Below are 25,785 nucleotides of genomic sequence, written 5' to 3' on the forward strand. Positions count from 1 at the left end.
GCTGCACGGAGTGGCCCTGTCGATAAGAAGCACCGGTCTCGGGCTTCCTCGCGACCGCTGGTTTACCGCGGTAAACCGATCAATCCGGTCCGGGATCCCACCGTCTCAGCAACCGGAGTACACCTTGACGGGACGGTCCGAGAAGGTTGGATCGGCGCCTCATCCTGTCGTGCACCGGCTGCGGTTTACCGCGGTAAACCGCGCGTCGGACCCCGGGCGGGGGTCTCACTCGAACTGAACATGAGAACACTCCGTCCGGACACGCATTCGCTCCAGCGAAAGACTGGCCTCGCAAAGAGAGGGCATCGTGGGCGGAGATACTGCACTCAGTGGCCGGGAAGAGCGTTGAGGCACAGACACACGCCGGGGGCTGCGTATCGAGCACGTGGTGGGTTCGGAGTCGTCCATGAACGGTTGTGTCTATAGAGCGTTCTGGCCGTCGACGGTTTACCGCGGTAAACCGTCGACGGATCCTTCTCGTTATTGCCGGCGTATGGTCGGGGGTCCGGAGGGGTTCTCAGCAGGCGCAGACGGTGGCTCGGTTTACCGCGGTAAACCGCGCCACCGTCTGCGCCTGCTGGACTCGAACGGGCGACATTCGGCGGGATCCGCAGGTCGAATCGTGGGCAGGGCGGTACATGCGCCTATACCAAAGACGCGATTCGTTCGATCCTGGTTTACCGCGGTAAACCGCGGCATCTGTTGTACAGATCCGCATAATAGGGGAGCGGACACGGCATCCTCGCGTCGGTGCTGGCCACACCGATGACCAGACGGTCCCGCAGCAGTGGTCCGACAGCCCCGGGTGTCGATCGCGCCCAGATGGAAAGGGAGTGGGTTGCTATGAGGCGACCCCTCGATCCTCCGGTGCTCGGTGACGTCGACGCTCCGGTAACTCGTGTGTAAGTACAACAAGAATCCGTCGCTCTGCTCGAGCAACCTCGCGACATCCTGCCATTCTGAGGCCCGGTTTACCGCGGTAAACAGTGCCTCAGAACGGCAGGATGTGTAAACGGTAAGAGGGAGGTGAAGCGTCACGCAACGCGCGAGAGCCCCGCCGCCCGGACTGGGGCTCGCAAGGATGTACTCGCCGGTGGATCCGGAAGTTCGGTCGCGTAGGGGAGGGGAGGGGCAGCCTCCGAAGTGCGGGAGCCAACGACCAGGGGAGAGAGGGATGCGTAGTGACCGCATCGAATCGCCCGTCCTTCGCTCGGTCGAATCGCAGTAGGTCTGCCGAAACCCGTCACGATACCGAAATGGTGGGCGATCGTGCGCGATGCGATGTCGCAGCAGGGGCGCGCCCCTGCAGAAGTACGCGTCGTATAACTTGGAGACGAATGTCGTGATCGAGCAAGACTCGGACGTGGGGTGGATCGGTGCGCGACGCGAACTCGGACGGGTATCCGATTCGGTGGTTTACCGCGGTAAACCACCGGCCGCTGGAGGATCTGGACCAGTACCGCTGAGCCAGCTCGCTCGCTCTGCGAAAGCAATCTCGGCAGGACGGAAACTCGGAGCCTCGTCCATCCCCGTCATCGGTGTAACTTCCGCGTCGCTCAGGGGAATTCGAGACGCTGTGACTGCAGTTCTTTATGAAAGAAACCCTCGAACATTTGATGTCACTGTGACGAAATGGGGGAGGGGGAGGGAGCGCATTTTCGCCTCCTGCGGAAAGTGTCGCTTCATCCCGCGACGTCCCGGGGCATTCACGACACGCTGAAGCGGTCACAGATTCTCTGGCGTCGAACCCAGCCGGACGTAGGTCGGGGGAGTGCCCGCGTGTGTTCGTCGGCCTCGACCCGGCCGGGTTTCCATCCATGCGTCGACAGTCTCAGGGAGCCAACCGAATCGGGGACCGATAGACGCATCGGCTTGCGGCAGAACACCTTTCCGTAGATAACCTTTGGCGGTGTTGTAGGTGATACCGACACGGTCGGCAACCTCGTGCAATGTCAGGTAGCGGAGCACATCTGAGATGATACGGCGAAAGGTTGTTCCGTAGACCTGTAAGGGTCTATTGTACGAGTTGCGCGCCTCATCGAACTGCATCAGCACCGATGCGGCGATGCGGGCGCAACCGTCATCTCCGCCAGAAGATGGCGAAGCGTAGTCCGAAGTAGCCCCACCGTGGGGTGAAGCATACGGAGGTAACCTATGGCTGTTCATGTCATGCTCAACCAAAAGGGCGGCGTCGGAAAATCCACCCTTACAATGAATCTCGCCGCAGTCAAAGCGGATGTTCTCACCGCCGGCGACGATGACGACGTCCAGTCCCCGGTAGCCGCGATCTCGGTGGACCCCCAGGGATCCGCCGTCTGGTGGGCCTCCCGCGTCCAGGAATTGCCGTTCCTGATCGACCAGGTTCACGACAATCTCGACGTGCTCCGCAATCTCGACAAACTTCCCGGTATCAAGCACGTCTATGTCGATACCCCGGGCTGGATCGATCTGTCCGGCGCCGACGACGGCACCGATGTGCTCGGGACCGGCAGCTCCGCCGACGCCCTACGCGCCGTCCTCGAAGTCGCCGATCTGGTCATCGTTCCCATCGAGCCCGAACCGCTCTGCTTCGACCCCACGGCTCGGACCATCAAGCAGGTCATCGAACCCCTCGGTAAGAAATTCATTGTCGTTGTGAACAACTGGGACCCCCGGGACGGCAAGGTCGACCTCGAACAGACACGAGAATTCGTCCAGGCCAACGGGTGGCCACTTGCGCGAACCGTCGTGCGGCACTACAAGGTTCACACTCGAGCCGCCGCGGAGGGCAGGGTCGTCACCGAGTACGAAGCCAACCGCGTCTCTCTGCAGGCCCGGGAGGATTTCTACAAGCTCAGTCTCGAGCTCGCGGACGGTGGCCGCTGATGGCGCCCAAGGGTGGGCGCGCAAACTTCGCCTCTTTGGTCGGAGCAGTAGGCGACAACTCTCCGGTAGACCGGAAGCGCACTCCCACACCGTACAAAGTTGTTGCCCGGCCCGTCGAAGGTCAACTGCTCGCTGATGTTCCCGTCGGCCGGCTCGTTGCCAACCCCAGAAACCCACGCGACGAACTCGGGGACCTGTCCGACCTGGCTACGATCGTCGACCGGCAACTGCAACCGGGAACCGTCGTCAGCCGCGCAGCCTGGCTGAAACTGTGGCCCGAAGACGAAGACGATATCGGCACTGCCGAGTACATCGTCGTCAACGGCAACCGTCGTCTCGCTGCCGCCCAGAAGTACGGGCGCCCCGGACTCGATGTCGTCCTGCGCGACAGCATCGCCACCGATAGAGGAGAGATTCTCTGGGCTGCAACAAGTGAGAACATCGACCGCCGTGACTTCGACGTCCTCGAAGAAGCCAAGGCCGTCGAGCTGATGGTCTCCGAGTTCGGCAGCGCCGACGCAGCAGCGAAGAAACTCGGCCGCTCCAAAGGCTGGGTGTCCCAGCGCCGCGCCCTGCTCAAACTCGCACCCGAACTTCAAGCAGCCCTGCGCGCAGGCGATCTCGCCGTTCGTCAAGCCCGATCTCTGGCCCGAGTTCCGCTCGAGGAACAGGTCGCGGCATGGCAAGCGGCACAAAATTCTGAGCCGGAACCCGAAGTCGAGCCTGAGGCTTCGGATTCGGAGGAGCCACAGCCGAAAGAGCCTGCGAGCAAGCTCGAGCCGGTGGACAAGGTGGCTCAGGCACTCAAACGACTCGGCGCAGATCCGGATGTGCTTGCCGCGGCAGTGCGTAAGCACTTCACCGATGACGAGCGCCGCAAGCTCATCGATGCGCTCGAGCTCCGGTAGGCACGACTCGGAGACGGCGCCGGTGGATCGCAGAAGGACTGCAGTGGTGAGCCGATGAGCGGAATCGACGACCAGATCGCCCTTTTCGATCTCGATCCCGAATCCGAAGAGCCGACGGTCGAGCCACCTGTCTCCGAAGAACCGACGTCCGACACGCCCGATACGCCGCCGGAAGATCTGTCGGCCACCGACGCTGACACCGCCGCATCCGACGAGGATGTTGCCGCCGGCACCGACCAGGTGCCGGATCTTCCGGCCGAGTCTCGACCACGGGAGTCGCTACCTGTCACCGAGGATGCGGACGGTCACGCCATCATCGTCACCGCCGAAGCCACCTACACACCGTCGGGTGCCCGTCTGACCGGACCGGTCGACTCGATCGAGAAGCTGGACAAGCTGCTGCACTGGGCAGCATTGACTCCGCACGGACTCACTGCACAGGTGTGGTTCGTCGGGATCGACTCGTGCGCCCAGCTCGGTTGGACGATCGACCCCGGCAGTGAAGACGACGTCGACGACCTCGAACAACTCCGCCAACGCGCTGCGACCGAGCTGACCCACGCTATCGCTGCCACTCTGCCGCCTCTGATCGCTGCAGGTTGGGAACTGCGCGGCGATCCCGGCTACGTCATCCATCTCCTCCGCAAGGTCGGTAAAGCCACTCAGATGGTCGATCTCGTCCTCGAGCCCTACGTGTGGACCTACTGGAACAAGGACTTCGGCTGGGGTAACCGCGTCGGAGACATGGGCATCCTAGGCAATCCCGCTGCCGGTACCTACCTGCCCGACGACGACCGTCCCGCCGCCCGCGAACTCGGCCGCCGCCTGGCCTGGTCCGTCAAGCACCTCGACACCCTGCCGGGCCCGACCCCCGCCCGCACCGGTGCCGCCGTACTGGACAAGATCCGTCGCGAACGCCTCCGCACCGGCAAAGGCATCGTCGTCACGGCCGGCGGGCCCCTCCCACCGATCGCCGACGCCCCACGCGGGGACCTCGAACCGGCCGCCGGCTGGTCCCGTATCCCCGACGCCGACGACCTCGATGGTGCCTCCGCGCTGGTCACCATCGACCAGCGCGCCGCGTATCTGGCTTCGGCGGGCATGTTGTCGTTCGGCTACGGCCGGATCCGCAATCTCGTCGGTGACGATGCCGCAGCCGCCGCAGCAGTCGACAAGCCGGCTTTCGGCCTCTGGCGCGTGACTCTGCCCGCCGCAGCGCAATTCGGTCTACCGGAGAAGCTGCCGCTACCGCATCCGGCGATGCTCGACGACCGGCCGGTACAGACATGGATCACTACCGTCAGTCTCGACGGACTGTGCGCGCCCATCGCCGACGGGGGAATGGGGCTCGATGCCGACGACCTCGACGTCACCGAGGCCTGGGTCTACGAGGAACAAGGTCGCGCCCTGGACAAGTGGGCGAAAGTGTTGCGCGAGGCCCGCGCGGTGGCCGTCGGTACCGGCGACGTTGCCATGAAACGCTTTCTCGGCGCCTGCTACAAGGGCTATGTCGGTCGGATGGTCAATCCGGACATGTGGACCGCGACTCGCATGCACCACCACCATCAGCCGTTGTGGAGGGCGGCGATCATGGCGCACTGCCGCTGGCGTGGCCGTCGCGTCGCGATGCGCATCGCCCGTGAGACCGGGCGCTGGCCGATCCGCACCATGACCGACTCCTGGGTGTATCTGGTGGGGGAGGGGCAGACCCTTGCCGACGACAGCGACGCGCTGGGCAAGATGACCCTGGAAAAGCACATCGATCTCACCGATGAGATGCTGCTGGCCTTCGCAGGAGCCGAGACCACCCACGAGGTCCGTCTGGCGATCGCCGCTGCCTACGGCACCGACACCGACAAGGGGGAGTAGATGGCGCTGCACCTCCCGAAACCCCGATCGAAAGCGGTGCCGCAGAAAACTGTCGGTCTCGACGGCATGAAGGTCACCGTCGCCGCCGCGGCAGCCGCCGGTGTCGCCAAGGCACAGGAAACCAGCAGAGGCCTGGCCGGCTTGACCTCGCGAGTCTCGGTCAGACAGATCCGCACCGAGATCGGCAACGAGGGACTGCGGCAGGCAGCCATCGACGCCGGTCGCACTCCACCATCGGACCGAACGCTGCGCCGTTGGGTTCAGCAAGGCCGCATCCCCCATGCCGAGGTGGCCGAGTTGGCCCAGCGTCGCGCTGCCATCGCACGGCTCGGTGGAGTGAACAAGGTAGCGAGGAAGATCGGCCGCAGCCCCTCCTCGGTGCGTAAGTACATCTCCGGCAAGACCAACGAACTGCGCAACGACGCACGGTCGAAACTTAAGGACGTCAAGGCCAAGGACGTCATGGGTAAGGCCGGGGTCTTCAACCCCGACGGCACACCGAAGATTGCCACCATTCGCGTCACCGGCCGTGTCCATGTACGCAACGGTGATGAGACCGGCTACGACTACCGCACCCGCACACTGGACTTCGGCAACTCGGACGTCCCGTTCAGCGCCGTCGAATCGGAAGCGTTGGCGGCGGCGCTTGCCAACGACGACCAGGCCCGAGTCGTCGCCATCCTCGAACGTCACGCGACGATCGACTATCCCGAGAACAAGGGGTTCGACGTCTACAGCGACCAATTCGGCTTCCACTTCGACGCAATCGACAAGATCGACGTCACCTGGCACTGACCGACACCCTCGTTCCTGTTGCGGAATGAACGTAGGGGCGCAACCCGCGGACTCAGCGCTGGGGCTGTCCATATCGTCCAGCGGGTGTGATCCTGCTCGGCAGGCCGAATGTCAGCTCAGACGTTCGAGCACCATCACCATGCCCTGATCGCCACCGACGCACATCGTCTCGACACCGAACTGCTTGTCGTGGGTGCGCAGGTTGTTGATGAGCGTCGCCCTTGCGTGCTCGTCCGATCGGCGACCGTACGGCGGACACGATGACAGCTTCGGGCATGGTGTACTCCTGACAATAGCGGGGTCACAGGCCGAGGTCGCGGCCGATGAGTTCTTTCATGATCTCGTTGGATCCGGCCCAGATCTTGGTGACCCGGGCGTCTTTCCAGGCTCGGGCGACACGGTATTCGTTCATGAACCCGTAGCCGCCGTGCAACTGGACGCAGTGATCGAGCACGTCGTTCTGTATCTCGGCGGACCACCATTTGGTCTTGGCGGCGTCGACGGCAGTGAGGGTGCCGTCGACGTGCGCCACAATGGCCTGGTCGACGAAGGCCTGGGCGGCTTCGACCTTGGTGACCAGTTCGGCGAGCAGGAACTTGTTGTGCTGGAACGAGCCGATCGGCCGGCCGAAGGCGTTGCGGTCCTTGGTATAAGCGATCGTTTCACGCAGGATCTGGTCGACGTGGGCGATGTTGGAGACCGCGCAGCCCAGGCGTTCCTGGGGGAGGCGATCCATCATGTGTATGAAACCGCGGTCCACCTCGCCGATCACAGCGCTCTCGTCGAGGCGCACGTTGTCGAAGAACAGTTCGGCAGTGTCGGATTCGGGTTGGCCCACCTTGTCGAGCTTGCGGCCGCGGGTGAAACCGGGGGTGCCGGTTTCGACTCCGAACAGAGTGATGCCGCGGGCGCCGGCGCCAGGGGTGGTGCGGGCGGCGACGACAACCAGGTCGGCGGAACAACCGTTGGTGATGAAAGTTTTCGATCCGTTGAGCACCCAGCCGTTACCATCTCGGACCGCGGTGGTCTTCAGATTCGCCAGGTCGGTGCCGCCGGAAGGTTCGGTCATGGCGATGGCCGTGAGGATTTCGCCGCTGCAGAAACCCGGCAGCCAACGGCGGCGTTGGTTCTCGGTGGTCAGTTCGGTCAGATACGGGGCGACGACGTCGATGTGGATACCCAGACACGACGACAGGGAGGCCGAGATCCGGGCGAACTCCTCGGTGATCACTGCGGTATATCGGTAGTCGGAAGCCTCCGATCCACCATATGCTTCGGGGATCTGCAGACCGAGGAAGCCGTGCTTGCCGGCTTCGATCCACACATCCCGAGGCACCGCCCGATCCTCGACGAAGTGTTCGGTGCGGGGCGAGACCTGGCGGTGCAGGAACTCACGGACCGACGACCGAAAAAGTTCGTGGTCGTGGTCGTAGAGGGTCCGATCCATGAGAAATCCTCCTTGCGGGAACCCCGTCGTGAAGTGAACAGAAGCGATGTGATGGCTGGGTCGACATGGGGCCGAGGGAGAGCCCGACGATCTCTCGCCGTACGACGCGCCATGCACCCGAGATTCGGTAGGACTGCTCAGGCCACTATCGCCACACCGAGAAGCGCAACAAGCAGCACCCACCCGGTGGCGGCGGCGGCGAGGATGAACGGCCGCGGACCGACCGAGCGCAGCAGACTCAGCCGGACTCCGAGTCCGAGCCCGAACATCGCCGTGGTCAACAAGGCCGATTGAACGAGCGCGGCCTGGTCGACGACGACGTCGGGGAGCAGCCCCGACGACCGGACTGCCACCAATGCGAGGAACCCGAGGACGAAGACCGGGACCAGCGGCGGTCGCGTGCCGACCGTCGCGTCGTTCGTTCCCTTCTCGCGGCAACGGCGTCGCTGCACGAGCCCGAAATAAGCCATGACCGGGGCCAGCATCAGCACACGCGCAAGCTTGACCACAGTGGCCACGGCAAGTGCACTGCCGCCGATCACACCGCCGGCGGCGACCACCTGCGCGACCTCATGGATCGAACCGCCGGCGAGGATTCCGGCCTGTAGATCGTTCATTCCCATGATGTGTGCCAGCAGCGGGATACCGGGGATCATCGCAGTGCCGAAGACGACGACGAGCGCGATGGACGTGAGGGTCTCCTCGTCCTTCGCGTCGACCACACCGTCGGCGGCGGCTACAGCAGCCGCACCGCAGATCGAGAATCCGCACGCGATGAGGACTCGTTGAGTCCACGACAAGCCGAGGAGCCTGCCCAGGTACATCGTTCCGGTGATGCCGAGCGTGACGATCGCGATGACGACACCGATGACACCCCAGCCCAGTTCGATGATGTCGCTGAACATCAATTGGAGTCCGAGGACAGCGATGCCGAGACGGAGCAATCGTTTGGTCGAGAATTCCACCCCGGGCCGGATCCACGCGGGCAACGAGACCAGATTGGCTGCCAGCGCCCCGAGGACGATGGCGATCAGCATCGGGTTCACAGCCGGTGCCAGACCACCGAGCAACAGCGCGGTCCCGGCGCCGGCGACGCACAGCGCGATCCCAGCGGTCAGAGCGATAGCTCGGGAATGCGCGCGCGGCGTAGTCTCGGGCGTCGTGTCGGACTGTGCGGCGACGGGCATTTCCGGTGTCACGTGCAGATCGCCGGTCATCCCCGAACACCTTGCAGTTGGGGTTCTGCTGCGGCGAGTTCGCGCTTGAGGATCTTGCCTGTGGCGGTCGTCGGCAGGATAGTGGTGAATTCGATTGCTCGCGGATATTTGTAGGCCGCCATCTGGTCTCGGCACCAGACGATCAATTTTTCTTCGGTGATCTGCACACCGGGTTCGAGGATGACGAAGGCTTTGACCTCTTCACCGTGGGTGGGGTGGGGGACCCCGACCACCGCAGCGAGCGAGACCGCATCGTGGGTGATCAGTACTTCTTCGATCTCGCGGGGGTAGACGTTGAAGCCGCCGCGAATGATCAGGTCCTTCGCTCGGTCGACGATGTAGTAGAAGCCGTCGGCGTCCCGCCGCGCGAGGTCGCCGGTGCGCAGCCAACCGTTCCGCATCACCTCGTCGGTGGCCTCGGGTCGCCCGAGATATCCGGACATGACGTTGTGGCCGCGCACCGCGAGTTCTCCGATGACGCCGGGGTCGGTAAGGGTGTTCCAGCTCGCGTCGACGAGCCGAGCTTCCACACCCCACACCGGTACCCCGATCGATCCCGGTCGTGGATCCCGTTCCGGGTCACTGAACAGCGCCAACGGTGAGGTTTCGGACAATCCGTAACCTTCGAGGATCTGTACGCCGAATCGTTCGGAGAATCGGGTCAGAATCTCCACCGGAAGCGCTGCGCCGCCGGAGATCGCCCGGCGCATCGTCGCGGCGATCCGTTCGACGTCGACGTTCTCGTCCACCGCATTGAGCAGGCCCCAGTACATCGTCGGGACGCCGGCGAAGACGGTGACACCCTCAGCGGTCATCACGTCCAGCGCAGCACGGGCGTCGAAGCGAGGCAGGAGCACCAAGGTGGCGCCGACCGACAATCCCGCGTTCATCATCACGGTCTGTCCGAACGAATGGAACAGCGGAAGCGTGACCAGATAGGTGTCGTGGCGTACCGGGTTGCTGTCGAACAGTCGGTTGGCGGTGATCGCGTTCATCACCATGTTCGAGTGAGAGAGCTCGGCCCCCTTGGGTTTTCCAGTGGTTCCGCTGGTGTAGAGGATCACTGCGGTGTCCTGCGGCTCACGCACCGCCGACACGAACTCTGTCGGCAGGCCCGCCAGAGCTGCGTCGAGTCGTTGCACGCCGCCGGTTCCGGCATCACCGCCCTCGCCGACCACGAACAGCTCCCGGCACATCGGCGCCGATGCGAACGCGGTTCGCCCGCCCTCGCCGATCGGCAGGTCCGGTCCGCCTTCGAAGCAGAAGTACGCCAGAGCGCCGGAATCGTCGAGATGGTAGGCGATCTCACGGCTCTTGAGCATGATGTTCAGCGGCACTACGACGGCCCCGGCTTTGAGGATGCCGTAGTAGACGATCGCGAATTCCGGCACGTTGGGAAACGACATGGCCACGGTGTCACCCGGCGTGATACCTCGTTCGACCAGCAGGTTCGCTACCTGGTTCGCGCGGGCGTCGAGTTCGCCGTAACTGATCCGGGTGTTTCCGATCACCACGGCATCGCGGTGCGGGTACCGGCGGGCGGAATCCTCCAGAAGAACGGACAGGTTGAGCATTGTGGGGTCGCTTTCAGGATTCGGACAAGACAGTGGATTCGGCGATCGAGGACAGCGGTGCTCCTGTGGCGGCGCGCACCTGATCCTCGGTGACGCCCGGGGCGCACTAGGTCAGGACGAGGCCGTCGGCGGTCACGTCGATCACCGCGAGGTTGGTGACGATGCGCTGGACCACGCCCTCACCGGTGAGCGGCAGCGAGCACTGCGAGACGATCTTCGGGTTGCCCTGCTTGTCGGTGTGCTCCATGAGCACGATGACCGTGCGGGCCCCGTGGACGAGATCCATCGCCCCACCCATGCCCTTGACCATCTTGCCGGGCACCATCCAGTTCGCCAGATCACCGGTGGCCGAGACCTCCATGCCGCCGAGCACCGCGGTGTCGATGTGGCCGCCGCGGATCATGCCGAAGCTCAGAGGCCGGTCATGTCGTGACCCCTGACGGTCGCCGAAGCAGTTCCTGCAGGAGAACGTCGACCTCGGGCCAATCACCGTAACCGGACGCCGGATTGAGGTGTCCGACCTCGCCGAGGTCGACGAATCGACTGCCCCATACTTCCGCCATCCCTGCGACCCGACGCTTCTCTGCGAGCGGATCGTTGCTACTGGCTGCGACAATGCTGGGGAACGGAAGGCGGCGACGCGGTATCGGAAGCCAGCCACCCTGATCCAGATCATCCAGGCCGGGATACCCCTCGGGCAGGGGGTTTTCCAGATCGGCCGGGGTCGCGAGCAGTGCGCCTCGGACCGGCCGGGTGGTCTGCAGAGCCCAGTGCACGCTGATGAGAACGCCGGCGCTGTGCGCCACCAGCACCACCGGTCCGCCGATATCGGCCACGACCGCGTCGAGGGCGGCGACCCGTGCGGCCAGGCTCAGGCGGTCACGCTCCAATGGAGGTACGGTGCGCACCCGGTCGAGCCGATCGGCGAGCAGGGTCTGCCAGTGCTCGGCGACGTGATCGCGCAAGCCGGGCACGATGACCACGGTCGGTTCGATGTCGTCGTTCATCATTCTCCGAAATCATTTCTTTCGCAACGGATTACCGTTCACTCCGACCACCCGGGCGGTCAGCTCGCCCGGGAGGGTGGGGGAGACGGGGTTCGATCGGTCCCCGTCGCAGGCGACGGGGACCGATCGAGGCAGTGTCAGGCGTGCTGGGTGAAGCCGACCTGGCCGGGACGGCGATTGGGGGCGTAGCCGAGCTTGGCGAGGGTTTCGTCGGCGTCGCGGTAGGTTTCGCCGATCCGGTAGATCTCGCGGGCCTCCTTGCCGGTGGCGACCTCACGACCGAGTTCGCCCGCGATGCGGACCAGCTGCCGGATCTGCTGCACCGAGGTCATCTTCTCACCCTTGCGGCCCCAGATCGTGTCCTCGTTGCCGCACCGGGTGTGCAGCCCCATCGCGATGGCCATGGCATTGACCGGCAGCACCGAACGCATGAGGGTTTCCAGGGTCAGGCACGCCCCGTCGGGCACCCGCTGGATGAAGTTCATGATGTTGTACGGGTTCGGGCCGTCGAAGCCGCCGCCGATACCGACCCAGGTCAGGTTCAGCGGGCCCGTGTAGATGCCGCGCCGGATCAGCCGTTCGACGGTTTCGAGCTGCGGGATGGACGAGAGCTGGAAGTGTGGCTGGATGCCGGCGGCCTGCAGTCGACGCAAATGCTCCTCGACCCATTCCGGCCCGGCGGGCACCGTCATCTCCCGGTAGGTCGTCGCGAGCTCCGGGCGTTCCATCGAAGTGCCGGCGATGTCGTCCGCGGTCATCAGTTCCATGATGTTCATCTGGCTGGTGTTGATGGCGATGGTCACCTGATCCGGCTTCGGATCCAGTTCGGCGAGCATGTGCCGAACATCGTCCGAAAGCCACTTCGCTTCGGCGCCTTCACCTTCCGGTGCGAACGAGATCGAACCGCCGACCTGCAGAATCATGTCCGGGACTGCTTCGCGCAGACGGGATAGCAGTTCGTTGAACTTCGACAGTCGCTTGCTGCCCTTGCCGTCGAGCTCGCGAACGTGGATGTGCAGCACCGTGGCACCGGCCTCGTAACAGTCCACCGCCTGCTGGACATGCTCGTCCATCGTCAGCGGCAGGTCCTCCGGGAAATCGTCCGGTTCCCATTCCGGTCCGTACGGGGCCGCGGTGATGACCAGCTTCTCCTGGCATTCGGGGAACAAGGCATCGTCGTGGAAATGCATGACAGTCTCCTGTGATCGGTTCGTGAAGTACTGAGGGAAAGAGATTTCGGTGGTCAGAACGGCCGGTCGCCGATGATGCCGGCGCGCTCCATCTTTCGGACGGCCGGCCAGTAGTCCTGGACCGCGTAGTGCTGAGTGGAGCGGTTGTCCCAGATCGCCACGCTGTTCGGGGTCCACCGCCAACGGACCTGGTATTCGGGGATCGTTGCCTGGCTCTGCAGGTAACGGAGCAGCTCACCTGCTCCGGGGGCGTAATCGATCCCGCAGCGGACGTTGTCCGCATTGTGGAAGTTCGTGAAATGTGTGGTGAAACTGTTGACGAACAGGACCTTTTCACCCGTGTCGGGATGGGTGCGGACGACGGGATGCTCCGCGTCCGGGAATCGGTCCTTCAACTCGAGGCGCTTGTCGATCGGCAGGCGCGCACCGAAGGACGCTTCGATGCTGTGGCGTGCGCGCAGCTCGGAGATCTGTTCCTTCACGTGTTCGGGGAGCCGCTCGTAGGCGAGGGTCATGTTCACCCAGATCGTGTCGCCGCCGACGGCCGGGCCTTCGACGCAGCGAAGGACCGAGCCCATGGGCGGGTTCTGCCGCCAGGTGGCGTCGCAGTGGTAGGAATTCTCGAATGCCTCGGGTGGGCTGTCGAGCCCCTTGTAGATGCGGACCAGGCCGGGATGGTCCGGGTCGCTGCCGAGGACCGGATGGTCCTCGAGCGGGCCGAACCGCTCGGCGAGGGCGACATGGTCGGCCCGGCTCATCTCTTGATCCCGGAAGAACAGCACCTTGTGTTCGAGCAGCAGCGCTTTCAGTTCGGCGAACCGTTCGTCGTCGTGGGCCACGTCGGCGAGGTCCACGCCGTGCAGTTCCGCACCGATGCTGGCGGTGAGCGGTTGTGCATTCATGGTGATGTGCGACTGTGTCTCGTCCCGAGTGCGGTCGGCGGTGGTGGTCATGACGGTCCTCCTGGGCATGACGGGAATGAATGGGGGTCCGGGGAAGGTCAGAGTGCGAACACCGACGAGCCGACGCTGATGCCGGCTTCGAGGTCGCGGTGTGCTTGTTCGGCCTCGGCGAGCGTGTACCTCTGGTTGATGCCGATCTTGATGCGTCCGGTCGCGACATGGCCGAACAGTTCGTTCGCCAGGTCGGCCCGCTCGGCCGGATCGGCGATGTAGTCCGCCAATGCAGGCCGGGTGACGAACAATGAACCCTTGACTGCGAGCTGCATGGCGTCGATCGGGGGGATCGGACCCGACGCGGTGCCGAAGCAGACCAGCAGGCCCCGGCGGGCCAGGGAGTTCAGCGACGTCTCGTAGGTGGTGGCGCCGATGCTGTCGAACACTACCGGCACGCCGACACCGTCGGTCAGTTCGCGGACGCGGGTGGCGACATCCTCCCGGGTGTAGACGATGACTTCGCTGCAGCCGTGGGCCCGTGCCACTTCCGCTTTCGCGTCGCTGGACGTGGTGCCGATGACGTTGATGCCCAGGATCTTCGCCCACTGACAGAAGATCAGACCGACGCCGCCGGCTGCGGCGTGGAGCAGGACGGTGTCACCTGCCTTCAGCGTGGGGGCGATCCGGCGCAGCAGGTACGAGGTGGTGAGTCCGCGCATGGTCATCGCGGCTGCGGTATCGAACTCGATGCCGTCGGGGAGTGCGATCAGGTGGTCGGCCGGCATGATCCGTTCGGTGCTGTATGCGCCGAGGGGGCTGCCGGTGTAGGTGACACGGTCGCCCTCGCGGAAGTCGGTGACATCCGGGCCGATCGCCTCGATCACGCCTGCCGCCTCGACGCCCATTCCTGCCGGGAGCGGAGCTGGATACATCCCGGTCCGGAAGTAGGTGTCCGCGAAGTTCAGGCCGACGGCTTCGTGCCGGATCCGCACCTCGCCGGGGCCGGGTTCGCCGACCTCCACGGTCTCCCATTTCAAGACCTCGGGGCCGCCCGTCTCGTAGAAGCGGATCGCATGCGCCATTTGTATTCTCCTCGAATGTGGGGGAGCTCTACTTCCCTCGCACGGTGTGATGTCGATAACACGAGAGTAGGCGTATACTCGAGGAAATGCTTATCCCTGCGGGACATATTTATTATCATTTGGGGACCAGGCGTTGTCCGGGCAAAGCTGAATTCGAAGAAGGAGAACCAGCCATGGTCTCGCCGAAACCACTGGCGCGATACGCCTCCCTCACCGGCTTCGTCGACCTGGGGCGGTCCCTGTCGATCGATCCGGTTTCCCTGATGCGCAGCGTGGATCTCGACCCGAGTGGGCTCGAATTGCAGGATCGATGGGTGCCTGCTGCTTCCATCGCCCGATTGCTGGAGCTCTCCGCCACGGCCACCAACCGGCAGGACGTCGGACTCAGGCTCGCCGAACGGCGGCGCCTGTCCAGTCTCGGCCCCTTGAGTGTGGCAATCCGCGAGGAACCGAACGCCCGCAGTGCGGTGCACATGCTGATCCGCTACCAGCACACCTACAACGAAGCCCTGTTCATCGACGTCACCGAACGCGACGGATTGTCGAGGATCGCCCTGCGCGTCGAACCGGGGGAACCTATGCCCGTCCGCCAATCCACCGAGCTCGCCGTCGCCGTGATCCACCAATTGCTGCAGCATCTGCTCGGTGATCGTTGGCGGCCGGTGTCGGTGTCTTTCGAACACGGCCGACCCGAGGACGACAGCTCCCACCGTCGCATCTTCGATGCGCCACTGACGTTCGGCGGTGACTACTCGGGGATTGTCCTGTACACAAGTGATCTGGATCAGCCCAACCGCTTGTCCGACCCTCTGCTCCGCAACTACGCGCTGCAGTTCCTCGACGAACATGCTGCACCCGAGACTCCGACACTCGATCGACGCGTGAAAGAACTCGTCGAACTTCTGCTCCCGACCGGGCGTTGCTCGATCGATCAGGTGGCCTCGAGCATCGGCGTCGATCGGCGCACCATTCACCGCCACCTGGCCCGCTCGGGGCAAACCTTCACCGGCGTCGTCGACGCCACCCGCGCCGAGCTGGCCCAACAGTTGGTCGCGGGTCGACGACATACTTTCGCCGAGATATCTCAGATGCTGGCGTTCTCGGCACCGAGTGGGTTCTCACGATGGTTCACCCGCCGCTTCGGCATGACCCCCCGGGAATGGCGCGCACGCTCGGAAGAGTAACTGTCCCGAAATGTATGGATTGACGTCCCCACGGGATAATTCATTCGGCCTCACGGCGGATAAAGTGATATGCACCACCATCCGCCACGGAAGACGTGTGCGACACACCCACGTCCCTCTGCGTGAAACGAGTGCCGCGTGACAAGACCCGAACCCATCCCCACTCCGACACTGGATGCCATGCACCAAGACGGAAAATGGAACCCGTTGTGGGACAAACTGTCCGAATGGGATCCGGAGTGGACCGAGCAGTTCATGGCGATGAACGCCATCCCCATCCAACGCAAAGTCTTCACCCCGCAGTTCGTCGAACTGCTCAGCATCGCCATCGACGCCGCCGCAACCCATTTGTATGCGCCCGGCGTACGTCGCCACATCCGGGCCGCCCTCGACCTCGGTGTCTCCCGTGACGAGATCCTCGCCGTCCTGCAGATGGTCAGTGTTCTCGGCATCCACGCCTGCAATCTCGGCGTCCCCATCCTCGCCGAAGAACTCGACGCCCACCAGGCACGCCGCGCCGCCTCCTGACCACTCATCTGCCTCACCCGAGGAGCATCCATGGCCAATCGACTCCCCTCGATCGACATTTCCGTCGACACCGTTCCCGACTCACCACAGGGCGACGTCGACACTCACCACACCGATGTAGACGGTCGGGTACGCCGTCGTTCCGTCTATCCCTGGCTGGTCTTCGCGCTGACGTTCGCGCTGCTGCTGTCGGACTACATGTCCCGCCAGGTACTCAGCGCCGTCTTCCCGTTCCTGAAAGCGGACTGGGCCCTGTCGGACTCTCAACTCGCCTCGCTCACCAGCATCGTGGCCCTCATGGTCGGTCTGCTGACCTTCCCACTCTCGCTCCTCGCCGACCGCTGGGGTCGGGTACGCAGCCTGATCCTGATGGCAGTGCTCTGGAGCATCGCGACCCTGTTCTGCGCCATCGCAGCCAACTACGAACAGCTGCTGGCTGCACGCTTTCTGGTCGGAGTGGGCGAAGCCGCCTACGGCAGCGTCGGAATCGCCGTGGTCCTGAGCGTCTTCGCACCCCGGGTGCACTCCGCCCTCAGCGGCGCATTCATGGCCGGCGGCTCGTTCGGCTCGGTCATCGGTGTCTCACTCGGTGGCGTCATCGCGGTGCACCTGAGTTGGCGGTGGTCGTTCGCAGCCATGGCAGTGCTCGGTCTGATTCTCGTCGCGCTGTTCCGGGCCGTGGTCACCGAGCGGCGCTTGGCGGCGCACGCCGCAGACCAGGGCGCTGCGATGCCTGCCCGGCCGGATGCACCGCGGATCCGTGTACCCGTCTCGACCCTGTTCACCAGTCCCGCCGTGTGGTGCGCCTATCTCGGGGGCGGCCTCCAGATGTTCACCGCCGCCGTGTTGCTGGCGTGGACTCCCAGCTTCTTCAACCGCGAATACGGCATGGCCCCGGACAAGGCCGGCGTGATCGCATCGGTCTTCGTGCTGCTGGTCGGCACGGGCATGGTGGTGTGCGGGATGATCACCGACCGGGTCGGCCGCGACAATCCGTCCCGGAAATGGTCCAGCGCCATCGTGTTCTGCGCCATCTCCTTGACCTCCCTCGGGACCGCATTCCAACTGGAACCGGGAACGGCGCAACTGATCCTCATCGCGCTCGGGGCCTTCTTCTCCGCCGGCTCCTCCGGTCCGACCGCAGCGATGGTGGCCAGCTTGACCCACCCATCGGTACGGGCTTCGGCACTCGGCAGCCTCACCGTCGCCAACAACCTCCTCGGACTGGCGACCGGGCCCTTCATCGTCGGCATTCTCGCCGATCGCCTGGGTCTGCTCGGGGCGCTGCAAATCACACCACTGGTGTACGTCTTGGCGATCATCGCTCTACTCTTCGGCCGACGGCTCTACCCTGCCGGTTTGAGGAAGCTCTCGGCTCACAGCGACGCCGCGACCGACCGCTGTAGCCGACAGCCGTAACGATCCCCGGTACTACCGTTCTCGTGAAGACCCTCGACCGGCAACCGAACAGCCGGGTAGCCATCGCAATACGCCGAGAACTGCGTGCCTGGCCATCCCGCCGGTTGTCGCTCGGGGGCACATTCTTCTCGGGCATTCATGCGTTATCTGCAAGATGGCGTCCTGTTTCCGGGGTGCCGCCGCAATGGTGATGGAGGCAGGGGAGCGAACCTTCTCGCCGACCGCCCTGGTCCGCTGGGTCGTCGGTGTCGCAGCGAGGGGTTGTCGTCGACAGTCAGTATGTTCCGCTCTATGGGCGCGGCGTCGGATTCTCCCACGCAGCCGGGTTTCTGATGGGCGTGCCTGCGGGCGCTGTTCTCGGTGGCGTGATCACCTCGGTGGTCACGGCCCGATGCGTTCGTGGGTGGGTGATCGAGGACGGATCGATCGTGCCCCCGAAGGTGGGGAACACAGTGTCGGTGGCGTTGCAGTTTCACCAGTACACACCGGATCCGGCCGATCCGCGGACCTGCACGGTGCGAGCCGGGGCGCAACCGATCCAGGCGGACGCGCCCCCAATCGTCGACCGCGACGGGCAGTGGTGGTGGACGATCATGCTGCACGGCGACGGATGGAGCGCAGTGTGCCGAACCCTGCGGCCGCTGATCGATCATGTCGAGGTCACCGGGATGTTCTTCGCCCATATCGAGCTCGGCAGCGGCACCGCCCGCGGGTTGGTGCGGCGGGTGCAGTTGATGACCGGCGAGACCACCTTCGATCCCCACACCCGCAGCTGGGCAGCGGTGGCGGACGAGGACATCCGGTACACCGACATCGAGGCCTCGCCGCGGCGGTTCGAGCGCCCCGACCCACCGGACCCCGCGCACGCCGACCATCCTGTCGAGCGTCAGCTGGGGGTGATGATCGAGCTGGATCTCGGTGCCGCCGAACCCGCCCCGCTACGCCCGCGGGTGCGTCCCGGTGTCATCAGCAGCGGCGGCCGGGTGTTGTGGGCGCTCGACCGGCAACTGCCGGTCCTGCTGCAGCTCGACGACCCGGCCGGCGCTGCGGTTACGACCGAGCATCTTCTGCCCCTTTCCATCGCCACCACGGCCTTTTCGCCGCCACGGGGGCGGGTAGTTGCCGACGCGGCGGGCTGCTGGGTCGTCGCCGAACAGACGGTACTGCGCTGCACCCTCGATGCGGCCGGCGCCCTCGAGGTGTACCGAATCGATTTGGGCCACCGTATGGCAGCGGCCGCGGCGTGGCTCGGTGCTGCTCACCGCGGGCGAGGGCGTGTTTCTGCTGCGTCCCGGCACCGAACCGCTGAGGGAGGAGTTGCCGACCGCACGATGGGTGGCGGCTACCTCGGAAGGGTTCGTGGCGGTGGTGCCGGCCGTGCCCGAGGACGGGGCGGCGCCATTCCCGCGGATCTATCGTATGGTGCGCATCGATCTCGACGGCACGGTCACCGACGGACCGCAGATGCCGTTGTCGTTTCCTGTTCGTGTCGGCTCCACCGGTGACCGGATGGCCATCTACGATCGCCGCGGTGTGGCGGTGTCGATCGGTGCGGATCTGACGAGCATGCCTGTGCCCGCTCTCCCGGGTCGGCCGCTGACATTCGGTGGAGCCGGTGGGTATCTGTGGATGACCACCCACCGTCCCGACGGCACCGGGAAGACCGGCGGGTGGCCGTTCGACAGTTCGGACGAGGTGCCGGCCCGTGAGCACAAGCGGTGGCTGCTGGTGCTGCTCGATCCCGCCACGTATCGGGTCGTCGCGGCGGCGGCGATCGACGATCCGGAGCCGGCGGTGACGGTCGACGAGCAGGGAAGGGTGTGGGTGGCCACCAAGAAAGGCGTGTACCTGCTCGATCCGGTCGGCACACTCGTCGAACTCGACGTTGCTGCACGGCTATGCACCGAATAGCTCGAGGCCTTTCAAGCGAGCGGAGCACGTCGTGGGGTTATCTACGATGTCGCTGGGATCGTGGGCCCTTGTCGATGCGGCGTTGCCGGTCGACGGGTTCGTCGGGGTGAAGCATGCGGTGAAGATCGGCGATGGTGTCGTCGTCGAGGTCGCCGTGGATCACCCCGGCTGCCCAGTCCCAGTCGGGGGTCGACCAGATGTAGAAGCGTGTGCCCCACGACGGTTCCCATCCCTCGGCGCTGCGGGGCCGACGCGAGAGCATCGTCAGGTCGTTCATCGCGTCGAACGCCCCCGTTTGCGGATCATGGGACGGTACCTGGTCGGGGGTGAAATCCATCGGCACCCGCGTGCGCAGCGGCACCTCGGTGATGGCGGTGGTGAACCAGTGTCGCTGGTCGCGTTCGAGGGCGAACTGGCGTTCGCGGTACATCTGCTGTTCCTGCTCGGCAGTGAGTACCGGCCCGTCCCACCCGAACAGGGTGTCGTCGACCGGTTCGCCGACGACGAGGTCGACGAAGTGCGCGCCCAACCCCGCCTGCTCGATCTGTTCGCCCAGCATCTGCCCGGTCTCGATATCCACCCAGATCCGCATCGGGTACGGCTTGCGCAGCGGCGGCGCCAACTCCACCGTCCAGCAGCGCCGGCCCGCGAACTCGACCTCCTCGACCGGACCCGTCGGCTGGGCGAAATCGTCACCGGCCCATTCGGCCGCGCTGCGCCGCCGCAGCAGAAACTGACTGGTGCCCAGATACTGCACCTGACCGACCGGACCTATCCGCGGCCGCTGCGGATCGCGGGTGAAGTCCCACGCAGTCACCCCGTCGGTAACAAAGACCGGGGTTCCGTCCTTCCGTTCGACGCGCAGGCGTGCACCGTGACGCCAAACACGGTGGGCGTCACCGACCATCACCCGAAGCTTGCGCCCGACGGAGACGAATTGCTCGGTGTGCCCATCCGCGTGCACCGCGCGGATCGTTCCCCGCACAGGCAGATCGGGACCCGTGGTCAGTGCCCGCAGAACTTCGATCCACGTCGTCATCGTTCGACACTAAAGTGCGATCGGGGATACACACCCTCGCCGCCGCCTCCGGATTGTCGTTCGGCCATCCCTCCGAGATGCAGAAGAAGCAGTCCTCAGGAGTCGTCGTATAGGCCGCGAGGATCGACAAGACCCTGACGATATCGACGATCGCCGGCGGGCTGTACAGACGCTGCTCGGTCGTACCGGGTTCGGTACCTGCCTGGCCCTGGCCGGGGTGGAGGCGCTGTTGGCGGTGTGGTTCCTGGCGACCGTTTCGATCGGTCCGGGTGTCGGCTTCGCAGTGATCACGGCACGGTTCGTCCTGGCCGCGGTTCTGCGCCGCCCGAAAGCAGGGGACGCGGTGGTCACCGTCGTCGACCAGACGTCTGGCACGGGGAAGCCTGATGGGCGAGGTTGCAGCACGAGCAGGTCCTGGGGGACGCTTACACTGAAAACGACCAATCCGGCAGGTCAACGCACTGCGATGCTGAGCATGAGGGGAGTTGAGATGTCCGTCGTACCGCGGAAGGTCATCCGACAAGAGCTCATGCAGACTGCGGTCCTGGACAAGATCGAGCGTGAGCATCTACCGGTGGACACCGACCAAATTCGCCGAAACCTGGACAGGATCCGGGAGCAGGTCCGCGGTAAGTCCCTGCTCGAGCACGTGGAGCGGTGGGAGCACCTGCTGCGAACCGGTGATCTCGACTTGATCCGGCACGTGGTGCTCTCCGATGACGAGGTGGGACGCGAGATGCGGAATCTGTCACCGTTGACCGTGTTGTTGACCGAGTCCGAGCGTCTCGAGGTGCTCGATAACCTGCGGCATCGTGCTGCGTGAACCGCGAACAGTTCGCTCGCGCGATCAGGACTGCGTGCGCCTATCTTGAAGAGCCGTATGTGGTGGTCTTCGGGTCGCAGTCCATCCTGGGCAGCTACGACGATTCGGCGCTGCCCGCCGAGGCATCGATGTCCCGCGAGGGGGACATATCACCGGGTAGCGCCTTCACAGTCGGGAGCGACCTCGACGACAAGCTCGGTGTCCTGGACGTCTTCGTCGGGGAGGACTTCCCGTTCCACGATCTGCACGGGGTCCATGTCGAAGGCATCCACAAGGACACGGTGGTGCTGCCGAACGCCTGGGAGAACCGACTCGTGCGCTTCACCGCCGACGATGGGTCCGGCGCGGAGTACGGGCGCACCGGTTTGTGCCTCGATCCGGCGGATCTGTGCGCGGCGAAGACCATCGCCGGCCGGACCAAGGACCACGAGTTCGTCTCTGCTCTCATTCGGGACGGCATCATCGGCGCGACCGACATCCTCGATCGCATCACCAGTGCGGGAATCCAGTGGTCGGCCGTCTATACCGATGACCGCGATCTCGCGCTGACCCGCGCCAGGAAATGGCTCGAATCGTTCCTCGTCGCTGCGGAGCCGACCGCACGTGCTGGGCAGTCGGCTGCCGAGTCCTCGAGCGAGGACTACAGCGCTGTGCTCGATGGATTTTCCGCCGCGGCAACCGCACATCCACGCAGCGTCCGGTCGGTGCTGCGGCGACCTCCGAGGACAACATCGGCGGCCGAGGAGCGCAGCGCCGCCGGTCACGAACTCGATCCAGATCATGGACCCGAACTTGATCGCTGAGCTCAGCTGCCGTGGTCACATGGTTCGTGGTGCTGCCGCGCCACCGCTGCGCGCTGGCTTGTCCTCGGATGACCGGGGCCGGGATGGATCGGAGTCCGCTCGGTGGCCAGTGGAGGCGGCGGCGCGACGCAGCCGCTCCGTTCGGAGACGGTCTTCGCGGCCGGCCGGTCCGTGGGGGAATAGGCGAATCGGTAGTGTGGCGTCGGTCCGTACCGGGGTGATACCTGCATCCCGGTACGGACCTTGTCGTATCAGATCGAGAACAGGCCGATCAGGATTCCGTCCATGAGGCGAAAGTACTGTTTGGGTCAGCTACACGAGACCGTCATGCAGGACGGTTAAACAGGACGGTCGGACGGCCGGCTTCCCAGGACACGATCGAGTGCCAGGCAGCTTTGGGGTGTGCTGTTTGAGGATCGTCGAACAGCACGTCCGAAGGTCGGTCGAAAGAAGCGAAGGACTTTCTCTGTCCCTATGCGTCGCGTTGCTGCTGATGTACACGAGCGAGGAATGATTGCGCGGTGACCGGGGTCGTAGTGTCCCTCTTCGCCAGGTGGGGATGGAACCCGGCGAGCACGGTCGCAGGCACCGCAGTGGCGACCAGCATCATCGCGACGCCGCCCACGATCACGAAGGCCACGATTGCAGCGGCAATAAGCATCCCGACCGTCGCCCATGCCACGCTTCGTCGCGGGGCAATCGCCGGAATGGCACACAGCACAACTGGCAGCACCATGGCCACCACGTACCCGGCGCCGCCCTGGTCGATCAGCGATTCGTTGCACACGATGGGATCTGACATGGGGTCGATCTCGCAACTGGTGAATTGATATTGAGGCCAGGACGCCAAGTAGGTGGCGATCATCGCGAACCCGCCCACCGCGAGCGCCAGAAACAACCACGCGGCTCGGATCATCCTCATGTTCTGAGTCTGTCAGTGACCTCACCGGACGGTTCACAGGACACACCGCTGCAGATTGACGAGTTAGGGGCGAGGCAACGATGCTCGTAATGCTCGCAGGTGCATCGAGGTAGTGATCATGGCGGAGTTCAACCCTGAAAACGTACTGGTCGAACACCACTACGTGCTCACGTCATTCGTGACCACGTAAGACCCGCCCCGACCTCTGGCCGATACTTCCCCTGCAACAACGCTCCGTTTGTAGTCAGGGCGGTGAGCACATCACTTACCAGCGCTCCGAGCGAGGGCCACAACGCCTCGGAGCCCCCCATGCTGGTGCTGAACTCGATGACGCAGCCGTTCAGCTCGCCGCTGCGCATGTCCACGACCAATACAGCACCGGTGTTGTCTTCGGCGATCGGAATGAACTGTGGAAGGAAGCGATCCGCTGGTGATCCCGCCGGACGCTCGGCATCTGCTGCAACCGGAGGGAGATCGGCATGCTGTTCGACTACGAATGCCTCAGCGTCGAAGAACATCTGCCGCACCTCGAGCACACGCCCCAGATCCACCAGCTCGAAAGCAGGAACCAGCTCGAAGCCACCGCTGTGCTGCGTGAACAGTGTCCGCAGGTCGGCAGTCCATCGGACCCCCGTCGCGCTCTCCACTTTCGTAACGTCATCGAGGGGTGCACCACTGACGATCGAGACATCGGCGACCAAGTCTCGCAATGCCTGCCACGCGGTCGAGAAACCCGCGGAATCGGCCCCGTAGCGAGAAGCCACCCCAACCGGTGTCCGGACCGATCGCTCTGATTGCGGAGGTGATTGCTCCTTCTGGGATCGGCGATGCACCCTCTCTCGGACTGCGCGCTCTGCGATCTCGTCGAACGACAGGGAACCGTCGAGACCTTCGATCTTGTAGTAATCGTCATCGTCGTCCTCGCCGTCGAGCTGAAGAGTCGCGCAACCGGCGAGGGTCCTGCCGAACTTGTCGGCCCAGGCATGCGCATGGTCTGCGGCGTCACCGATGACATCAGGCAGGGCGCTGCTCGATGTGCTGCCTTTCAGAGTCACGAGTCCTCGGCGAGAATCACCTTCTTGGACTGAACTGAGGGTGATCCGCCAGTGCGTTGTCATGTGATCGAGTCTCCTTCGGTCCGGCTGGAGGCATTCGGTGACCAGCAGGTGACCGCGGTACAGGCATCAAAGGAGCATCTGACACCAGCGTTGGTTTTCCCGCCTCACCCCACCAGACCAGCTGCGGTTTTGTCGAAGGTAGGACGGGAGGGCTGGATTGACAGGCTACTTTGACAGAATGTCGGCGCCGCTGAAGGTCTCCGTTACAGGTAAGCGCAGGTGACACCGGTTTCGCCCTGACCGATCGTTGTCAATCTAGGCGGTCGAGTTCGTCAATCTTCACTGCATCTCGACATATATGAACTGTAGGTTCTCGCCGGACGTGTCAGTAGGACGGTCCTTGGACCTGCGGGTTTCCAAATTCGTGTCAGTTCGGGTTCTTACGATCTTGTCGGAATCCTCAGAAATTCCGGTTCCGTCTTACTGACCGTTCCAGAATGACCTCACGTGTTCGCGGGGTCGTCCGCTCGACAACGGAATTACCCGATCCTGCCTTCCAGCAGCAGTTTCTAGTAGCCCATCACTGCGTGTGCGCTGCGATGCTGGACGATACGAGGCGGCGCGTACGGTGCCGGCCATATCTGCAGCTTGTATCGCTCGACCACCTCGTCGACAACGAGATCCCACGCCAGGTCGCGCCCTGCAGCATAGGCGCGGACTCGGTAGGTTCCGGTGCCGGCCGAGAGCACTGTGTCGGGGAATCCGTCGACGGGTTCCTCCGCTCCGGTGAGGACTGTGGCGATATCCGAGTAGGTCTGCAGCGAGGCTTCCTCGATGTCTTCCCATCCACTGTCGACGAAATCAGGAGCATCACCGAGGACTTCGACTTGCAGATCGAGTGGTCCCATGGACATCCCCGTGTACATGTAGACCATCCCGGTGTCGGCAGCAAGCAGACCGAAGCCTGGCTCGGGCAACGGAGGAAGTTCTTCCCAGGCCCGATCGTCCGCGTCTTTCACACAGAACATCCGGTCGACGCTGGCTCTGCCGGTGTACAACATCGCGCCTCTCTCCTCCTACAACCGGAGCAGTCGATCAGCAGAGGACCGACCGTCCATCTCGGCGGTCCGTTCCCCGTGCATCATAGGAAGAGGCTGGCTGATTGCCGAGGTGATGCGGTGGGGTGGCTGCGGACTTTCCGGACTCGCAGTCCCTGGATCGTCCGACACGGATCCGACGGAGTGAGGG

22 protein-coding genes and 1 pseudogene are annotated in these 25,785 nt (G+C 64.3%); 11 read left to right on the plus strand and 12 right to left on the minus strand.

Annotated features, from left to right (window positions below; translation table 11 throughout):
- Positions 1-2,154: 2,154 nt before the first annotated feature.
- From EQ874_RS20620 to EQ874_RS20635, 4 genes are read left to right on the plus strand one after another with little or no spacing between them, the layout of a single operon-like run.
- Positions 2,155-2,865 (plus strand): ParA family protein, encoded by a 711-nt coding sequence (locus EQ874_RS20620; protein WP_026003342.1) that lies wholly within the window; start codon positions 2,155-2,157, stop codon positions 2,863-2,865.
- Entirely contained in the window at positions 2,865-3,773 is a 909-nt protein-coding gene (locus EQ874_RS20625; RefSeq protein WP_064063717.1) for a peptide transporter, read from the plus strand. Before EQ874_RS20620 ends, EQ874_RS20625 begins: the two co-directional genes overlap by 1 nt.
- Positions 3,774-3,827: 54 nt before the next feature.
- Positions 3,828-5,642 (plus strand): hypothetical protein, encoded by a 1,815-nt coding sequence (locus EQ874_RS20630; RefSeq protein ID WP_129977987.1) that lies wholly within the window; start codon positions 3,828-3,830, stop codon positions 5,640-5,642.
- Positions 5,643-6,437: a hypothetical protein gene (locus tag EQ874_RS20635; RefSeq protein WP_129977988.1), complete on the plus strand. Its 795-nt coding sequence runs from the start codon at positions 5,643-5,645 to the stop codon at positions 6,435-6,437.
- A 301-nt stretch (positions 6,438-6,738) separates the two neighbouring features.
- Here EQ874_RS20635 and EQ874_RS20645 read toward each other — a convergent pair whose 3' ends face one another.
- The 8 genes and pseudogenes from EQ874_RS20645 to EQ874_RS20680 form a co-directional block, all read right to left on the minus strand.
- Positions 6,739-7,884 carry an acyl-CoA dehydrogenase family protein gene (locus EQ874_RS20645; RefSeq protein ID WP_129977989.1) on the minus strand — a complete coding sequence of 382 codons (1,146 nt, stop codon included), beginning with the start codon at positions 7,882-7,884 and terminating at the stop codon, positions 6,739-6,741.
- A gap of 137 nt (positions 7,885-8,021) precedes the next feature.
- Positions 8,022-9,101, minus strand: coding sequence for a putative sulfate exporter family transporter (locus EQ874_RS20650; RefSeq protein ID WP_129977990.1), 1,080 nt, complete (start codon positions 9,099-9,101; stop codon positions 8,022-8,024).
- Positions 9,098-10,675: a long-chain fatty acid--CoA ligase gene (locus EQ874_RS20655; protein WP_129977991.1), complete on the minus strand. Its 1,578-nt coding sequence runs from the start codon at positions 10,673-10,675 to the stop codon at positions 9,098-9,100. Before EQ874_RS20655 ends, EQ874_RS20650 begins: the two co-directional genes overlap by 4 nt.
- A gap of 13 nt (positions 10,676-10,688) precedes the next feature.
- Positions 10,689-11,090, minus strand: a pseudogene (locus EQ874_RS20660) (CoA-transferase); the annotation flags it as partial.
- Positions 11,091-11,097: 7 nt separating this feature from the next.
- On the minus strand, positions 11,098-11,682 hold the full coding sequence (locus tag EQ874_RS20665; RefSeq protein ID WP_064063794.1) for an alpha/beta fold hydrolase: 585 nt from the start codon (positions 11,680-11,682) through the stop codon (positions 11,098-11,100).
- Between the two features lie 137 nt (positions 11,683-11,819).
- Positions 11,820-12,872: a 3-keto-5-aminohexanoate cleavage protein gene (locus EQ874_RS20670; protein ID WP_064063725.1), complete on the minus strand. Its 1,053-nt coding sequence runs from the start codon at positions 12,870-12,872 to the stop codon at positions 11,820-11,822.
- A gap of 53 nt (positions 12,873-12,925) precedes the next feature.
- A complete protein-coding gene (locus EQ874_RS20675; protein WP_129977992.1) occupies positions 12,926-13,825 on the minus strand; it encodes a TauD/TfdA family dioxygenase in 900 nt (299 codons plus the stop codon).
- 47 nt (positions 13,826-13,872) lie between these two features.
- Positions 13,873-14,850: a quinone oxidoreductase gene (locus EQ874_RS20680; RefSeq protein ID WP_129977993.1), complete on the minus strand. Its 978-nt coding sequence runs from the start codon at positions 14,848-14,850 to the stop codon at positions 13,873-13,875.
- A gap of 173 nt (positions 14,851-15,023) precedes the next feature.
- On the opposite strand from EQ874_RS20680, the gene EQ874_RS20685 reads away from it, so the two are divergent.
- From EQ874_RS20685 to EQ874_RS20705, 5 genes are all read left to right on the plus strand, one after another.
- Positions 15,024-16,034 carry an AraC family transcriptional regulator gene (locus tag EQ874_RS20685; protein ID WP_129977994.1) on the plus strand — a complete coding sequence of 337 codons (1,011 nt, stop codon included), beginning with the start codon at positions 15,024-15,026 and terminating at the stop codon, positions 16,032-16,034.
- A gap of 180 nt (positions 16,035-16,214) precedes the next feature.
- On the plus strand, positions 16,215-16,562 hold the full coding sequence (locus EQ874_RS20690) for a carboxymuconolactone decarboxylase family protein (protein ID WP_064063729.1): 348 nt from the start codon (positions 16,215-16,217) through the stop codon (positions 16,560-16,562).
- Between the two features lie 30 nt (positions 16,563-16,592).
- Complete coding sequence (locus EQ874_RS20695) at positions 16,593-17,981, plus strand: MFS transporter (RefSeq protein ID WP_129977995.1); 1,389 nt, start codon at positions 16,593-16,595, stop codon at positions 17,979-17,981.
- Between the two features lie 332 nt (positions 17,982-18,313).
- On the plus strand, positions 18,314-19,486 hold the full coding sequence (locus EQ874_RS20700) for a hypothetical protein (RefSeq protein ID WP_129977996.1): 1,173 nt from the start codon (positions 18,314-18,316) through the stop codon (positions 19,484-19,486).
- Between the two features lie 4 nt (positions 19,487-19,490).
- Entirely contained in the window at positions 19,491-19,892 is a 402-nt protein-coding gene (locus tag EQ874_RS20705; protein WP_129977997.1) for a hypothetical protein, read from the plus strand.
- Between the two features lie 37 nt (positions 19,893-19,929).
- Here EQ874_RS20705 and EQ874_RS23050 read toward each other — a convergent pair whose 3' ends face one another.
- A complete protein-coding gene (locus EQ874_RS23050) occupies positions 19,930-20,931 on the minus strand; it encodes a hypothetical protein (RefSeq protein WP_207213596.1) in 1,002 nt (333 codons plus the stop codon).
- Between the two features lie 217 nt (positions 20,932-21,148).
- On the opposite strand from EQ874_RS23050, the gene EQ874_RS23280 reads away from it, so the two are divergent.
- Together EQ874_RS23280 and EQ874_RS20720 are read left to right on the plus strand one after the other, a co-directional pair.
- Positions 21,149-21,754, plus strand: coding sequence for a hypothetical protein (locus EQ874_RS23280; RefSeq protein ID WP_242496852.1), 606 nt, complete (start codon positions 21,149-21,151; stop codon positions 21,752-21,754).
- A complete protein-coding gene (locus EQ874_RS20720; RefSeq protein WP_207213597.1) occupies positions 21,751-22,557 on the plus strand; it encodes a hypothetical protein in 807 nt (268 codons plus the stop codon). Before EQ874_RS23280 ends, EQ874_RS20720 begins: the two co-directional genes overlap by 4 nt.
- Before the next feature lie 472 nt (positions 22,558-23,029).
- On the opposite strand, the gene EQ874_RS20725 is transcribed toward EQ874_RS20720, so the two are convergent.
- The 3 genes from EQ874_RS20725 to EQ874_RS20735 form a co-directional block, all read right to left on the minus strand.
- Entirely contained in the window at positions 23,030-23,479 is a 450-nt protein-coding gene (locus EQ874_RS20725; RefSeq protein ID WP_129977998.1) for a hypothetical protein, read from the minus strand.
- A 167-nt stretch (positions 23,480-23,646) separates the two neighbouring features.
- Positions 23,647-24,597, minus strand: a complete 951-nt coding sequence (locus EQ874_RS20730; protein ID WP_129977999.1) for an SMI1/KNR4 family protein — start codon at positions 24,595-24,597, stop codon at positions 23,647-23,649.
- 509 nt (positions 24,598-25,106) lie between these two features.
- Positions 25,107-25,598 (minus strand): hypothetical protein, encoded by a 492-nt coding sequence (locus EQ874_RS20735; protein ID WP_129978000.1) that lies wholly within the window; start codon positions 25,596-25,598, stop codon positions 25,107-25,109.
- Positions 25,599-25,785 lie beyond the last annotated feature (187 nt).

Source organism: Rhodococcus sp. Q1 (genome assembly GCF_004153645.1).
Lineage (GTDB): Bacteria > Actinomycetota > Actinomycetes > Mycobacteriales > Mycobacteriaceae > Rhodococcus > Rhodococcus gordoniae.